The organism is Endozoicomonas sp. Mp262, from assembly GCF_025643335.1.
Classification (GTDB): domain Bacteria; phylum Pseudomonadota; class Gammaproteobacteria; order Pseudomonadales; family Endozoicomonadaceae; genus Endonucleibacter.
The window spans coordinates 280938-296618 of the sequence record NZ_CP092489.1; the positions used below are offsets into that span (position 1 = coordinate 280938).

At 45.5% G+C, this 15681-nt stretch carries 15 protein-coding genes; 6 read left to right on the forward strand and 9 right to left on the reverse strand.

Going from position 1 to position 15681, the window contains the following annotated elements:
- Positions 1–116 precede the first annotated feature (116 nt).
- The gene (locus tag MJ595_RS01050; RefSeq protein ID WP_263080668.1) at positions 117–386 is read left to right on the forward strand and encodes a hypothetical protein; all 270 of its coding nucleotides are present in this window, start codon (positions 117–119) and stop codon (positions 384–386) included.
- 201 nt (positions 387–587) lie between these two features.
- Here the strand turns inward: MJ595_RS01050 and MJ595_RS01055 are convergent, their stop codons facing one another.
- The 4 genes from MJ595_RS01055 to MJ595_RS01070 all read right to left on the reverse strand — a co-directional run bounded on the left by MJ595_RS01055 (position 588) and on the right by MJ595_RS01070 (position 4428).
- Positions 588–1721 (reverse strand): ISAs1 family transposase, encoded by a 1134-nt coding sequence (locus tag MJ595_RS01055; RefSeq protein WP_263080669.1) that lies wholly within the window; start codon positions 1719–1721, stop codon positions 588–590.
- 277 nt (positions 1722–1998) lie between these two features.
- On the reverse strand, positions 1999–2733 hold the full coding sequence (locus MJ595_RS01060) for a hypothetical protein (protein ID WP_263080670.1): 735 nt from the start codon (positions 2731–2733) through the stop codon (positions 1999–2001).
- Between the two features lie 753 nt (positions 2734–3486).
- Positions 3487–3681, reverse strand: a complete 195-nt coding sequence (locus MJ595_RS01065; RefSeq protein ID WP_263080671.1) for a hypothetical protein — start codon at positions 3679–3681, stop codon at positions 3487–3489.
- 147 nt (positions 3682–3828) lie between these two features.
- A complete protein-coding gene (locus MJ595_RS01070) occupies positions 3829–4428 on the reverse strand; it encodes a hypothetical protein (RefSeq protein WP_263080672.1) in 600 nt (199 codons plus the stop codon).
- 170 nt (positions 4429–4598) lie between these two features.
- On the opposite strand from MJ595_RS01070, the gene MJ595_RS01075 reads away from it, so the two are divergent.
- A complete protein-coding gene (locus MJ595_RS01075) occupies positions 4599–4922 on the forward strand; it encodes a muconolactone Delta-isomerase family protein (RefSeq protein WP_263080673.1) in 324 nt (107 codons plus the stop codon).
- A gap of 123 nt (positions 4923–5045) precedes the next feature.
- The gene (locus MJ595_RS01080; RefSeq protein ID WP_263080674.1) at positions 5046–5300 is read left to right on the forward strand and encodes a hypothetical protein; all 255 of its coding nucleotides are present in this window, start codon (positions 5046–5048) and stop codon (positions 5298–5300) included.
- A 121-nt stretch (positions 5301–5421) separates the two neighbouring features.
- Here MJ595_RS01080 and MJ595_RS01085 read toward each other — a convergent pair whose 3' ends face one another.
- Positions 5422–6789 carry a transposase gene (locus MJ595_RS01085; RefSeq protein WP_263078002.1) on the reverse strand — a complete coding sequence of 456 codons (1368 nt, stop codon included), beginning with the start codon at positions 6787–6789 and terminating at the stop codon, positions 5422–5424.
- 279 nt (positions 6790–7068) lie between these two features.
- Between MJ595_RS01085 and MJ595_RS01090 the strand changes: the two genes are divergently transcribed.
- The 3 genes from MJ595_RS01090 to MJ595_RS01100 all read left to right on the forward strand — a co-directional run bounded on the left by MJ595_RS01090 (position 7069) and on the right by MJ595_RS01100 (position 8503).
- Complete coding sequence (locus MJ595_RS01090; RefSeq protein WP_263080675.1) at positions 7069–7419, forward strand: hypothetical protein; 351 nt, start codon at positions 7069–7071, stop codon at positions 7417–7419.
- A gap of 127 nt (positions 7420–7546) precedes the next feature.
- Positions 7547–8272 (forward strand): NYN domain-containing protein, encoded by a 726-nt coding sequence (locus MJ595_RS01095; RefSeq protein WP_263080676.1) that lies wholly within the window; start codon positions 7547–7549, stop codon positions 8270–8272.
- A 3-nt stretch (positions 8273–8275) separates the two neighbouring features.
- Positions 8276–8503 (forward strand): hypothetical protein, encoded by a 228-nt coding sequence (locus tag MJ595_RS01100; RefSeq protein WP_263080677.1) that lies wholly within the window; start codon positions 8276–8278, stop codon positions 8501–8503.
- A gap of 18 nt (positions 8504–8521) precedes the next feature.
- Here the strand turns inward: MJ595_RS01100 and MJ595_RS01105 are convergent, their stop codons facing one another.
- From MJ595_RS01105 to MJ595_RS01120, 4 genes are all read right to left on the reverse strand, one after another.
- Positions 8522–8755, reverse strand: coding sequence for a hypothetical protein (locus tag MJ595_RS01105; protein WP_263080678.1), 234 nt, complete (start codon positions 8753–8755; stop codon positions 8522–8524).
- 341 nt (positions 8756–9096) lie between these two features.
- Positions 9097–10938 carry a hypothetical protein gene (locus MJ595_RS01110; RefSeq protein ID WP_263080679.1) on the reverse strand — a complete coding sequence of 614 codons (1842 nt, stop codon included), beginning with the start codon at positions 10936–10938 and terminating at the stop codon, positions 9097–9099.
- A gap of 4 nt (positions 10939–10942) precedes the next feature.
- Positions 10943–12151, reverse strand: coding sequence for a hypothetical protein (locus MJ595_RS01115; RefSeq protein WP_263080119.1), 1209 nt, complete (start codon positions 12149–12151; stop codon positions 10943–10945).
- A complete protein-coding gene (locus MJ595_RS01120; protein WP_263080680.1) occupies positions 12151–15672 on the reverse strand; it encodes a hypothetical protein in 3522 nt (1173 codons plus the stop codon). Before MJ595_RS01120 ends, MJ595_RS01115 begins: the two co-directional genes overlap by 1 nt.
- Positions 15673–15681 lie beyond the last annotated feature (9 nt).

The window sequence follows — 15681 nt, forward strand, 5'->3', positions numbered from 1 at the left end:
CTCTTTTCTCATGACTGGTATTAATCCTTGGCTCCATACCTCTTGGCGGGATAGGTCTTCACAAGCTTTGGTGCTGTGTATTATTTACAACAAAATGTAAGTTTCGATAAACCACAATGTCACAAAAGATAAAATCTCTCGATCATCTAGCCAAAGGCTTATTTTTTGCCTTTATCGCTGCCATTATCTTTGCCATGAAGCATGATCCTGAGCATACCCTTGCTGTATTCTCAGCCGATTTCTTGCAGCCGCTATTGAATTACTTCAAGGAAAGCAGGTTATTGTGGAACTCCACCATGGTGTTCTTTTTTGCTTTCTGCGCCTGTTTGAAGTTTACTTTGGCAACGCTTGAGTATATCACCAATAACAGAAGGGAAGTGTCATAGGAAAATACATGTGGTTGATTGCGAAAGAGATAAAAGTAACCTTAGGTTAAAAGCCAAAACTCTGATGAAAAGCTAAGTTATCAGCAAATTTTTATTTCTGCAGAATGAAATAAAGGTTAGTTTATGTGTTGGTTTTTTTATTCTTATATATAAAAAATATGCAATTTATTAAAAGCCTCTTTTCCCAGGGCAAAAACATGATCACAAATCAACCAGTTTAAGCACTTGCATCATGTAGTCTTCATTCCAGCCACAGGTTTTGCGCTTATTCTTGATACCGGCTTTCACCGTAGTGTCCAACTTAAGAAGATTGAGTGTCACCTGCCGGGCAACAGCTAGATTTTCTGCTGCGAACCCTTCTCTTGTCCTACAGCGGTCTTCATCAAACGCCACATCAAGCACCCAGTGTAATTGGTTTTCTATTAGCCAATGCTTCCTGGTAGCTTGAAGTACCTCGGCAGCTGATAACTGGCAGCTGCATATAAAGTAACGGATGAGTGTTTTCCCTTTACCCTTTTTGCTACTGTCTAACTGGATTGCGGCTATGGTTTTGGCTCTCCATGAGGCAGCATTGGAGTCCTCAGTAACATCATTGATAACCCAGCACCGGCGGTGCTCCATACGACCATGCTCTTTACCTTCCTGTTCCGCAAAGTAATGGTCAGGAGCATCTTCCAGATTATCTTGCCAGTATTGGTCGAAGAGTCGAGTCACTTCTCCATAGAGTTTTTTCTGGTTGCCTTTCACCGCCAGCAAGTAGTCTGCCTCTTTTTTCAGGATTGCAGTAGCAATTTTTTTCTGGCAGCCCATTGCATCGATAGTGACAAGGCTGCCACTGAGTTCAAGCAGCTTGAGCAGCTCAGGAATGGCCGTAATTTCGTTGGATTTTTCATCAACTTTATACTGACCCAGCGACAGTCCAGCCTCTGTGCACCAAGCGTTAAGCATGTGTATTGCATCTTTGCCTTTATTCCAGGCCGAACCTTTAACAGTCTTGCCATCAAGAGCAACTATCTTGCTATCAGAGAGCTCCAGTCCGGAAAGAACATCCCTAATCCACTGGATGAAGATTTTGCGAAACTCTTCCGGGTCAAGAGTGGCGAAAATACGATTGAATGTAACCGCTACTGGAATACCGCCAGGCAAGGTTAAGTGCTTACGGAGCCAGCCTTCCTTGTGCTCAGCAAACAAGCGAATGCCATTCCAATCATCTGCGCCACAGAGAATGGCACAAACTGAGATGAACATAACCTCTGCAAGAATATGTGTTGACTTCTTCGGGTCTCGTTTGTCGGTAAGCGATGTAAACTTGGAAAAAAGGGCTTTGGCAGACATCAGGCAACAGAAAAAGCATGGGATTCTACAGCTTTTGAAATCAATTTTCTGTTCAAATTCTGATCATATTTTTGCCCTGTCATATTACTCTGCATTTTAATCACTAATAGGGTTTTTATAGTTAGCCAATAAAATAGTGATGCTGTTAGATGGACATACAGGCAATATTATAGTCAGGTAATTATGATTCGGCATTAAAAACTTTTGCTTGTGAGTATGATTTTTGTTTATAGTGTCGGTAATCCTGAATGCTGGAAGACAAAGGATAAACCTCTAATCATAATTGCATAAAAGAAGCTTGTGTGGGTACTAGCTGTGAATCATCATCTATAGTCGTTATACCTTGATAGTTTTGTTGTAAACTCTGGATGTATTGAATTTTACGATCTGCTTGTGCCTGATCTGGAAGACCATGAGTTTTGGCTAACTCAATGAGTTCAATCGCCTTGTGTAAGTTTTGTTCATAAAAAAACCCTTGAGCATACATTAATCCGAGATTAAATAGAGCAGTTGGATGATTTTTACCTACCGCAAACATAAATACACTTTGTACCTCAGAAAACTTTTTTTCTCCTTCTTTTTTATTTTGTATTTTTGTGCAAACTGATGCAAGTTGAGTACAGGCTCCTAAATGTTGATTCTTAGCTGCCAAGGTATAGCATTTCACTGCATCTACAAATTGACCGCTGGAAGAGTAAATTATGCCACACTGATAGTAAGCATCTTGATAGCCTAGTTGACCAGATTTCATTAGGGTTTGAAGAGCTGTTTTTCGTTGGTTGCGCACTTTATTAATTAAACCTATATAGTAGAGAGCCTCCGCGTTTCCCTCGCCTTCAGTCATGTAATTTGCCGCTTGAAAATAGGCTAAGGCCAGCTGGTAGTTATTTAGTAAATAGGCTTCTTTGCCCCATTGTAATTGCTCTTGTATATTTCCACCAGCCCACAAACAGATGCTAAAAATAGAGACAAAGGGACAAAGTATCCAGTGGGTAGCTTTAAATAATCGCACCGTTAAGCCTCTTTTAACTGGTTCTGGAATAGAGAGTTAATAAGCTAATGCTGAGCATAGCACTTTGTGGAAGCTTATTTTATAACTTATATAAATTATAGAAGCGACAATATGAGCTAATAAAAAGACAGCCCTGACCGCCATTAAAGCAATACAGGCCATAGAACGTTACTTTAGCAGAGTGGTCGGGAGAGTCAGAAGATACCCAAAAGCGTTTCCCTTTTTCAGACCAACCATAACCATGGTCTGTGGCTTGGGGAGTGTGTGCTTCATCAATGTATATCAGCAACTTTTTTGCTGGGCGGCCTGATCAAGCAGTGGCTTTAAAGTATTTAAATATTCCTGTCGTTTTTTTCGGATAAGCACGATTGAAAAGCTGCACTTTCATGAAAGGCTATTAATTGGATTAGCTTTTGGTTAACTGTTTGATATTTAGGGTTATTTGGGTGTGAAAGGAGAATATAAGAAGGGATGAAAAAGTCCCCCCACCCTGCCGCTGTCAAGGGTTGCCCGTGGCCGTAAGGATACGGCATATTAATTCTATCTATTTGAATTATTAGGCAAGAAAACTTGGCGCTAGTCTATTTGGGCAGTGTTTTGGGCAAGGTGAAAATGCTTCTAATTTTTATTTTCCTGTGTATACGAGTTTACCATTGATGTAGTTTTTTTCGATCTGACCTGGCTGTTCTAAATAGAGCTGAACTGATTAGCCAGATACAGCGAACACCCTGCTGTATCTGCTCGATGAAATAACTATTTGCTTGTTCGCCTGGTGGCAAGTTTGAAATCTGTCATCAGACCTTTGAGGGCAGGAGAGATTGAGCCGTCAATCGCCTGCTGTATCTCTTTTTTCCAGTAATCTGTCTCCAAGGATTGTGGCTGATTTTCCAGCCAAAGTTTTACACTTTTCAAGAGCGTGATCTTGTCTGATTGGATTGACATCATCATAGTACCTTAATCCTTTAGGCTATAGTGTCTTCTGTGACACCCTATAACTTCAGCCAGAAAAATATCATCATACGTCTATTATTTAATCTGGCTATTAGCATGTGATGAGTCAACATTACATTTGTAACCTTGAACTGGGGCTGTTGGTTACAGGTTGTGCAGGTAATTGTGTTTTTCCAAAGTACAGGCAACATTCGTAATCTTTAGCTGGTCTAATAACTCTTTCAGCTCAGGTAGGTGTGTTACCTGGAAAAGAGCAATAAGTTCCTTTTTAAAGCGGCACTTGGCTTGCCTGCTTTTTCCAAGCTTCTCCTTCGTGTGGTCGTCTGGCCAGCAGTTAGCAATAGCTGCAATTGTCATAAGATATTTCGGCTTTAAGTATTGGCTGATGTAGTCAATATATACGCCTTGTCCAGAAGAAAATGTTGCTAACATTTTTGACTCTACTGAGTTTTGAATAACTGTCATGCTGCCTTTTAGACACTCTTTTGTTGTACGCTCTTTCAGGATATTAAACTTCAGCCAGCCCTGAGTTGTTGGAAGGTTTTCTGTTGACTCATAAAAGCCATTTTTCAAAGCATATCGGTCTGTTGTACTACATATTCCCCCGCCATTTTTCCCCCAAATACAATCCTGATCTGTTTTTCCAATGATGTTGCTTGGTGCCGGGAAACCTGCAAGTTCAGCAAACAACAGGTTACAGCCGGTATATCTGAGATTAGACGACTTTTCAAAATGATATTTCATAGGCACTCATGCTGACTCAATTGATACTAGCAACGCTAAGCCAGCTCGACGGGGGAGTAAAGTACAGAACGGTTATAGTTAAGTTTTGTTGTAGTTCAGTTTTTAGATAGTCACAAGCTGGGGTTTTTGTAATATGCTGTGTGCAAATAAAAACAATGCAGAGGATGGTTATGCTCTACTTTCTTGACTTTAAAGTCGATTATTCATCTGAAATGTCACAACGGGCTCTGTTTGAAATCTGGGCAGAGGAGGCTGATGCTGCTCTCTCGGCTAAAGCGGCTGGAATTGTTGTCGATTTGTGGAAGTGTGTGGGGGAAAGAAGGGTTGTATGTGTGGTTAATGTTGATAGTCCTGATGACCTGGATCGAATACTTTTTGACCTTCCGATTATGAAAAAGAATGGGCAGCATGTGCAGGTTCATGTAACTGCTCTTAGACGCTATGAAGGGTTTGCTTCTGATATTAAAGATCGGGTCAATGGTATAGCTGGATAATGTCGTTTTTTTGTAAGGAAAAACTCAAGATGGGCTTCTGATCTGGCAGTTTAATTGTGCGTCTGGTATCTATGTGTAGGGCTTGGGGCATAGTTATTGACAGCCGCCCAAAAGAAGGTGTTTATGATTGAGAGAGATATGATTCGCCGCTATATTTCAACAAACGCCAACCTTGATATCAGCTTTTCTAATCTTTTTTCCGATCGCCAGTTCCAGTGCTTTTATCTTTACTGCTTGTTAGGTGCCACAGCAGAGCAGACAGGCGAGATAATGGGGGTTACCAGTGGCACCATTGAGCAATATAGACAAAGAATAAAAAAGGTATTGAAACAGGAGGGGCTGCACCAGCAGCTATTCCCGCATGATGAACGTCGATGATCGTTGGTATTGACAATAAGGCAGCAAAAATAATGAAGCCGATCAAAACTGAGCCGCCAATTAACAAAGCGGAGCTTTAAAGAAAAAATGTCACCCCTGAACGTAGCTACGATATGGCCGGTTATGATGTATCGAATGGAATCACCCTTTTCTCTTCAATACCATGAGTTACTGTGTAAAAAAGCCCCTCCCACGTTTTTATCAGCCAATGCAAAAAATAGCCCTGTATCCATTTCCATAATGCTATACGGACTCCTTTTGAGCGGGTTCTTAAAGCTTCCTGAAACTGGGGACAGCACAGTTCCTGTATTTGATCTACGAGAAAAGCAAGCATCGTCAGATAGGCCAGATTTGTGGCTAAGTGCTTCTCACCGTGACCGTAGTTATGTTCGAGATCGTAGCCTTGATTTTTCAGGGTGTTAAACGTCTGGTTCTCAATATGCCATCGGCAGCGCCCTCCTTTCATGACGGGTTCTATGGTTTCTTCGTTAAGCGGAATATCAGTCACCCAGCACCAGATATGCTGTTTACCTTTTTTATCGGTTTCGACAAAATCAAGCACATTAACCTGTTCTGCATATTTTGCCTTGTTCAGCCTGACGTCATTGGCATAGCGAAACCACCACTTAATTCCAGTCTCTTCATTAACTTTTTCAGCACGGTGAACTTTTCCTTCTTTATCCAGCTCATCCATCGCTTCAACCAGCGAGGCATGGTTGCCATCTTTCGCGACAATGATGTAATGCCAGCCATAACTCTTAATCAGTTGGACAGTGGGGTTGTCAGCATAAAGACTGTCCAGAAGAATAACGAACTTTAGACGTGGGTGATGCTCTCGTATGGTGGCAAACAACCGTTTAATGGCATTTTTTTCACAGTCATTTTTGGTCGAACCGTCCTGGCAAACTATGGCTTCCGGTGCCAATGGCAAGACTGTTTTTTGATCCGGGTGAGCAATGCATGCTGCCATTAACTGGTGGTAGTGAGCTTCGTTGGCCTTTCCCTTATTTTTAGTACAGCACTCCTGACAAGGTTTTTTATTATTGCAGGAGTAAAATAGCCCAGTTCCATCGATCGGGAGCAAGTAGTGATTTTTCAAGTTCCCGCAGTGAAATTCGAATGCCTTCAGTAATCCGCCCCTTTGGACGTTAGACAGCAATGTCTTAAAAGGCTTTTTGAACTCTACGGGATCTATTGGATCCAGGATTTCCCGCATACTGGTATCACAGGGAGCACGTTTTTTTATCTGATACAGGTGCTCAAGGTTATGCCTTACTTCTTGCTCTGTTTTATCACGCTCAAACGAGAGGAGCGATGGGTACTTGAGATGCATCATGGCAAAAGCGGACATGGAGGCATCATGTATTGTTATTTTTCTGGAATCCTTGTTTGGTCGGACATCTGGAATTTGCTCATAACTTTCAGAAATCGTAGTAATTAAACTGTTTGCACAAAGATGCTTACGACTTTTTTGGAATGGATAAGCCATGAGAGACAGCCATTGATAAAGTATCCCTATCAAAAGTAGACGTTATTTTGTGCGAAATCACTCCATTTGGAATTTACTGTAAGCCTTGCTGTTGCAGTGATTTAATTGATGTCACGGGAATAGCTGCTGCACCAGCTTAACAATTTTGAACTATGGCGGGAGGTATACCAGCGTAATGTAATACGCCAGTACGTTGCTCCTTCCTCATCTTGTTTAACAACAAATTTTATTGATATCAGAAGTGAGTCACAGAAGCGCGACGACCCTGAGCTACTGGCTTTGTCTGATTTTTTGATTCCTGACCAGTCTCTGGATAGTAGCCTGGCTGATGTAATGACTGTACGTCAGCAACAATGCGGTTATTTATACATGATTGGTGCAACATATGATCAGATAGGGGAGCTGCTTGGCTTTAGCAGAAGTAATGCTGTTGAGCATGTGGCCCATGTCAGGGAAGGGCTTGAAGGATTTGGGATGCTGAAAGCATCAAGATTGGTAGGGTGGCTTTTCTTTTTTGCGCACAACTATATCCGGCAGGAAGTGCATCCTGAATCCCCCCTGTTAAGGCTAAACTTCAAGGATATTCGAGGGCTGCTTGGGATGAATAAAGAGCAGTTTTGTAACTGGTAATAGTCTGAAAGGGCATCAGGCACTGTGCCAAGAGTGGCAGAGTGTCTCGGATTCCTTACATGCTGTTGTATTTGATATAGTTATTGGGCATAAGAGAATAAATGATCTGCATTATAAGGATGTTTCAGTGCTCAATAACAAAAACTTTGCTGTTCTTGTCGATGGAGAAAACTGCGGCCCCAAGCAATTTTCAGGGATATTGAGGGAAGTTCAGAGGTTAGGCGTAATTGCTGTAAAGAGAGTGTATGCAGACTGGACCAACCCCGTAAGATCCTCATGGAAAGAGGTGTTGCATGCTAATGGTGCCAGGCCTGTTCAGCAGTTTGATTATGGGCATGATGCGGCTGACCATGCTTTAATCATGGATGCAATAGAAATTTTGATGAGGTCTCCAGAAATCAATGCTGTGTGTATTGCATCATCAGATAATGGATTTCAGTTTCTGGCTCAGCGCATCCGGGAAATGGGTAAATATGTTTTGGGTATCGGCAGGCGAGAACCTCCCGCGAAACACTTGATAGCGGCCTGCCATAGTTATGTGTATTACGATAACTTGCCAGATGCGAGTAACAGTGAGAGCAAGGCAGATACTCTGCCAGAGTATGATTCAAGTGTATTTTCCTTAGAGCAGTTATTTTTTAAGGCATTTTCAAATTGCTCTGAGGCGGATGATGAAATTTATCTGGGTGATCTGGGCAAGTCCCTTAAAGATATTGATCCCGCTTTTGACCCGCGCAGTTATGGCTCACAGACCTTAAAAAAGTTGATCAAAAATCACCCTGAGCTGGTAGCTATTACTGAGGAAACCAATGACCGCTGTTTCGTAAAACTAAAAAAAAAAGATAGCAAATAAAGTATGCAACTTTCAGGGAGATTAAAACGTTGGTGCGGCACTTACGGGTTTATAGAGGCGAAGGATGGATTTGATTACTTCTTCTGCAAAAGCAATATTGCTACTCATCAGCGCGAACTGCATTTCAGGCCCGGTCAGGGTTTGGTTTTTACTGTTAATAAAGTACCTGATCCTGGAGCAGAGGACTCTGCTGCAAGGTATGGAAAGGCTGGGGTAGTGACTGCTGTATGAAATGGTCAAGCAGATGAGTCATACTTCTACCTCATACTGCGCCAAATCCAGCGCAGTACCTTTTATCTCCCCACCTTGCACAAACGCTTTCAGCCCTGCCTGAACTGACTCACCTTTCACTGTCACCACAGAACCATCTCTCAACTGTGCCTGACTGGTGCCATTGCCATTGTTGGCGGTAATGGTGACTATGGTTCGGCTGCCTTCCGGGATCAGTGCCTTGAATTTTTGCCAGATGTTGGTGGTGGCCATTCTGCCTGCCTCTTCTCTATAATCCAAAACTCAGTCAGTTTTGGAGTCGTTGGTATGCTTAACTATACCGTGCTGGTAATTTTCATATTGATTAACCTATGGCTATGGTTGGGCTGTATTATGCAGGCACGAAACTCACGCATGGTAATGCCGCCGTTGGTAGCTTTAGCTATAAGTATGACCTTGATCCTAACAATCGTTCTGATTTCAGGCATTACATATCTCCACTTACTTTGGCTATCACTACTAACTATTCCTTTTTGCTTATTGCTGCTTACCACAAAGCCGGGAATCTCTTTACTGCTAGTCCTACCCGCCCTCTTCATGAAAAAATAATGACATTAATAATGCCGCTCAAGCTCAACAGTCTGAGTGACTTTCGCCACTTTGGCTTTTATCCGGGTACTGAGGCAGAGGGCTTGCCAGTTGCCCGTTATATCCTGAACCTCTACCAACTTGCCCGGTTCTATCAGGCCGGGAGCTGTTTCTGTGTCGGTTAGAGGAAGTTCGATGGTGGTGATGCTCTGGTTGCCGCCTTTGCTCAGTTCGTTTCTGCCACGTTCGGTGTTGACCTGGGTTTCGGTTAGCCAATCCTCGAATATATCGGGTGCGGGGTTATCGGCTGCGGTGCCTTGGCGTTTGACGTTGACGGATACGCCTTCATAAATACCGGATACGTAGACGGCATTGTATTCTGCTTCAGGTTGCCAGCTGGCGCTCAGGCTTATGACCATGCTGGCGGGGACGATCTTGTCCATTGTGGTTTCTGGCCAGTTCCATGGGCTTTCCGGGTAACGGGGCTGGATGGTGAGGGTGTCTGTGTTTTTATCGGGGATGATAACGGCTCCGGCAGTGCTGGCGATTCTGGCGATGACCTGCATGGCGGTCTGGTTCTGGTAGCTGAAGGTGTTGCCGGGGATGATCCAGTCTGGGGTGGTGTAGTTTCCTGTGGTTGGCCAGTTGAGGGTAAAGCCGGTATTGGTGAGTTCTTCGGTGGCGGCCTGTTTGGCGTTGATACTGGTTGTGCTGCTTTTGCTTCTCAGTGGTGCGTAGGGGGCTGCTAAAAGACTGGTTCGACTGGTGCCGTGAATAGTGTAGCGTTCCCGGTTAAATGCCCGGTCAGTGTCATAACGCTCAATCATAAACAGCCACTGCCAGCCATTAATATTCACTTCTATTTGCTTCATGCCATTACTGTCTGGCTCCACCTGTGCCAGGCTGCTTGCTCCCCATATTTCGCCCCTTAACGACCATGCAAAACTATCAATATCGAGGCTTATATCCAGTTCCCGCATTTCCAAAGGTATACGGTCGGGTAAAGTCACGACGCTGATAGTGTTCATAAGCAGGTAGGTTTCTCTAATATCGGGCTGTTGGGGTTCGGGCTTATCGGGTTGGGGTTCTGTCTCGCCGCCGTATTCACTGGTGATATGCTCATCCGTAATTTTCTGACCGAAACCCCACGGGATTTTGACCGGCTGATCCTGTGCCTGATGACTATCAAAGCGCTGGTTTAAACGGGCGTCTTTTGGGCGAATTGCCTGCTTTTCAGGGCGGACGCTAAAACGGAAGTAAACGGCAGGCGTTGATAATGGGCTATAGCGGCGATGGCTAAAGTAAAAATCAAGAAGGATTGAAGCGGCTGGCTGATAGCCTTGATATTCATCCTCTGTTTTTTCTGTAAATTCATCCACCCGGTAAAAGGATTCCGTCTGCTGTTTATCCTTTCTTGGCGGAATCTGCCAGTGGTGGTTTTTTTGTTGATCCTGATTCTGAACACTTTGATCCCATAGGCTTTGTCTATGGCTATCCATGGCCGTTAACTGAACCCACTGGTCTGCTTTTTTATTATCTTTAGGCTGAGCCGGTTTAAAGCTGGATGATACAGTGACTTCCTTATAGGCTAACCTGCCCCAGTTAAGCTGAAACAGTGCGCTGCTTGCTGTGGCGTCTTGATAATTAACTTTGTGCTCACTGTATTGTCTGCTGGCATTTAAAAACAGGCTTTCCTTGTTGATTTCACAGCCACGACCTTGACTCCATTGTGACTGGTACTGACTGACCACTGAAGGCGGTGGCAGAAAGATAACGCCAGGCTCGGGGTAAAAGGTAAAACTGGATTTAGGAAGATAAAATTCAGAAGGAAAAGCAAAGTCAGCCCTGACCGGAGGTTGGTAAGCCATAGTCTTATGATGGAGTAATTTCTGGCAGCAGTGGACCGTGGGCTAGAGGGCGGGTATAAGGCTTGGCCTTGAATTGTGCGGTGCCTATGGCTTGGTTGTTCTCGATATCAAACCACCACTGAGGCTCGGTGCTGTCACCGGTTCCGGCTACGGTGCAAATATAAATATAGCCCTGAAACTGGGCAGGGCGGATAACGTCACCTACCTGATAATCCGTGTCCGGTTGCCATAGCTGGCCATAGTTATCCATCGCTAATACCAGCACCTCCCCTTCATAGGGACTGGTATCCAGCGCATAGTCACCAGTGGCCGGATCGCTCAGGGTGCTATCCAGGACCGCGTGCCGGGTTTGCTCACTGCCTGCCACTTCCAGTAAGGACTGGGTAATGGCAAAGACCCGCCGTGATACCGGAATACCGTCTTCTGTCACTGTTCCCTGAATGGTGGTGGTGTTGCCATTGCCGGGAATAATAATCCCACCCGCTCCTCCTGTGTCATCTGGGAGACCACTGCCCTCAATCCAACTAACCCCGGAGTTAATCAGGGTTAATGGCGCATCGCCATCATAATTGGTTCGGGTACACACCAGTTTAAGGTCAGTGGCAGCACTAAAGTCTGCCTGCCATTTTCCGATGCTTAAGTGGAAGTTATCGGGAGTAGGAGAACCAGAAACAGTTTCAGGCAGAATAGCCAGGTCTTTGATAAACACATTTTTTGCCACATCAATAGTCGCATCGCCCCTGCCAATGTCTACCTTAATATATGTGTCAAAAATAGTGTCTGAAGTACTGGGATAGTAGCCCGCTGTTGTCACTGCGACAGAAGTGCCATTGATATAAATTTTTAAATTACCGTTATCGGCATATTTGCCGGGGTAATCAAAAATAGCCGCTATTTCTATAAGCTCATCAAGGGGCAAAGGATCGACGGTGGTAAACTGAAAATAGCGGGATGGATTATTATATATCTGAATTTTGCAATCCAGCTTGCCATCTGTAAGCCGAACATAGAGAGCGGTATTGCCTTCATTAGTCACTATATTCACCAAGGGGGAGTTATCAGAACCTTCCCCGCGCTCCAGCAGCATCCAGATTTTATGGCTATAACCATCATGGCTAAAATAAGGAACCCCAACATGAAAGCCAAAGGGGCTATACTGGTTTGTCTCCAGATAGCCGTCTATATTATCCTTATCAAAAAATACCCCCGCCATCAGTCTGCGTCTCCCCGAATCTGCAAGGTAAACCTGTCGTTTTTTTCTGTTCCCTGACCGGCCAGTACGGTTCGACAAATCCACAAAGGTGCCAGACAGCCATCGGTATTAAAGCGTATGGCATTACCCGCAGACCAGCCTGTACCCCAGCCTTCTTTTTTTAGAGTGAAGTAAGGGGCATTGGTTTCCGGGTTTATGGGAGCCATATCGGTGTCGGTATTGCCGGAGGCGATAATCCCCAGTTTTTCTTCCACCACCTGAAAGCTATTGGTACTGGTAAAGAGCATGGCCCACCGGCCATCGATAGCCCCTTTATTGGTGACCTCTACCGGGTAGTTAATGGTGTTGTATTGTGCGGTGGTCTGGTCGCCAATGCGTTCATCACTCCAGTTGGGAGTGCCGTTATCCCACACCTTTTGGCTATAAAAATGGTGAACCCTGGCCTGTAAATCACCATAAACCACCGCACTGCTGACCGTGGTTTCCCCGGCAGGCAAGTCCCAGGGGACAGGGGCGATAATGGACAGCTCACCGTTAATCTGCACATCACTCACCACGCTCATATGTTCCACCCGGTCTTTTGCGGTAAAAGGTGCGGTGAGTGGATTGCCTTCACCATCAATCAGGCTTAACGGATCGGCAAAAGTGATCTGTCCCGCCTCCCGGTCAACGGTATACTGATTGGTATCCAGCAAGGTGCCGTCACTATCTTCAATGATGATCTCTGCCTGATGGTTACGGCTGAGGTTAACTGCCTGACCGGCAGTAGGCGTAGCCAAATCTGTGCTACCGGTGTGATTAATCACCACAATATCGCCGGGACGAAATACCGGCACTTGGCCGTCGGGTGGTAAACGCACCGGGTCCAGTCCAATTAATCCGGCATCCAGCGGCAGACTGGTTTCCACCACACAGTTATAGCGAATGCTTTGGGGAATCACATAAATAGACTCAGCCCCATCGGTAAACTGAAGTTCACACCAGCCGGTGGCTGTATCAATTTTTCCCTGGACCTCTGCCGTATTAAACGCGCCATTAAAATCTGCGGTGGCGGTAATGATCTCCGCGTTATCTGCCCGAATCGCAGTGAGCTGCAAACTGCCAATACGAATGGGAGCGCCCGGTGTTCTGAATGAAACCGCATCGGTTTTAAAGCCCGATCGAATGGTAGCTGCGGCTTCAATAGTGACAGTGCCAGGGACTCCATCGGGATAGCTGGCTAAGGTGGCCATCCCGCCGGTGTAATCAATGGTGCCCACATTGATTCCGGCATTGGTAGCGGTGCTGACTGATTTATAAAGCAAACCATCCCGGTCAAAATAAGTATCTCCCTGCCAGCTAAAAATCAAACTACCCGGTAACAATGGGTCGGCTATTAATGGCAGCAGATCAATGGTGAGTTCAGGATTATTGATGGTTTCTATGTAAGGGCTATGGCTGAGGCTATTATCCTGGGCTTTGGCGATGACCGTTGAACCTGTAAACAGTTCTGTTTTAGTCACCGTGGTACTGGCCAGGCTAGCACCGCCAAGAGTGCCACCTCCTGTTACTGTGTATTCCGTATAGTCATAATCCTCAATAGCCTGCACACTGAAGGCACCGGTCTGGTAATCCAGGGTGCCGGTTAAGCCTTGCCAGCCTCCGGCGGTATCGTCATACAGGGTTTTGGTTTTCTGATGGGTGGTGGTATAACTCTGGAAATCTTTGGTATTGGCGGTATTGGGTACATTGCTGTCACGCTCCACCATAAACTGAAGACTGACCGAGCCGGGTAACAAAGGCGCGCCAGAAATAGTGCCGGTCATCATCCCGGCACCGTCAACAGCTACAGAAATATTCCCTCCTGCCACCTCACCTTGCTCATAACTGATCTCGATCTCAGTACCACTATCCGGCATGGCCTCCAGCTTAAAGCCCAATTCTCCCGACACATAATAAACGGTTCCTTGCCCATCCCCGGACAGCACACCATTCCCCTGATCGGTCAGGGTTTTAGTTTCAGTGCTGCTAATATACGTCACCGTCAAACTGCCGGGTTTAATACCAGGCTTTTCCGTGACATGGATAAAAGAGGGAGCATCGGCTACAGCGTCCCCGGTATGAATAGCGGTTTCATCATCATTTTGTGCCACATAGTTAAAGACTATGGCACTGTCCGGGTCTGGCATAGCATCAAGGGTGAGAGAGACACTGCCGGTGGCAAAATCCATAGTGCCGGTGCCGCTCCCTTCCAGCAGGCCATTACCGGGATCAACCAAATCCTGCCACTTGTTCAAGGCAATATAACTGATGGCAAGCGTCCCCGGTTTAGGTTTGGCCTCGGCCAGATTAAGGGTGTAGTTAAAGCCCCGGTTTTGGTTGGTAATTTCAAGGGAGTCACTAATGGCTGCCCCTACCACCGCTGTGGCCGGAGTATAGGTGACCGAAGCCTGGCCGGTGCTATAACTGCTATTGCGCCAGATATTCAACTCCCCGGTTTCATAATCCAGGGTGATACTGGCAAAGCCGTTAACACCGCTGCTATGGATAAAGCCGCCCTTGTTGTCATCCTGCCAGGTGCCACCTTCAAGGGATAATGTCACACTACCGGGTAAAGCACCGGTTTGCAGAAAGGTACGGCTCTGGTTGCCGGTGATATGAATCAACTGACAGGATACTAAACGGCTGCTTTCACTGGCTGGCACCAAATTTTTAGCCGTGTATATACCTGACTGATCCAGCAGGGGGCTTTCCACCCGAGCCGATGGCACTAAAGGCGCATACACCGAGCGCACCTTAACGCTTAAATCCCCCTGGGCAATGTCCGCCTTGGTAGGCTGGATACTGTAATACTTGGCTGCATCAGCCACCTGTGTGGCATTAATAATACTTTTCGGTGTAGTGGTGCCAGAGGGCGTTACCCGACCGCCAGGGAAATTAAAGGCCAGTGCCGAGCCGATTTCCATATCCACCTTGCGGCGAACCAGGTCAATATAACTGCCGGTGGCGTATTCATAGGTAAAGGTTTCCAGGGTATGCTCAACCGCTGTGACCCGGATAAACTGCTCATTGCCAGTATCCTCATCCAATAGCCGATACACCTCACCCACCTCCGGCAGCTTCTGTTCTTCCCGCTGAACTGCACTAATGCTTCTCTGCCCGGCCATCTGATTACCCAATAACTCAAAACTGGCAATGGTGCTCGGCACCACATAGGCCTCTATCCGGTTACGGGCATCCTTGCGTTCATCGGTCTGGTCATCGGTATTAAACAACAGGACGGAGACATTAGGATCGTTTGGTGGGTCGGTGAGGATGATGTGGCTACCCAGATAAACGTCGTTATTGTCGGTATCAATACCAACAAATGCCTTACGTAATGCCACATCACCAATGGTTCGGTCTATTCTGGAAATATCCTGAAATAGATTATTGACGTTACCATCTATGACTTCTGTTCCTGTTATACGACCACCACCATCGTCCTCATCGGTTAGACGCTGGCTTTCAAGCAGCTTCACATTTTCATTATTAATTGCCATGTTTTTTCC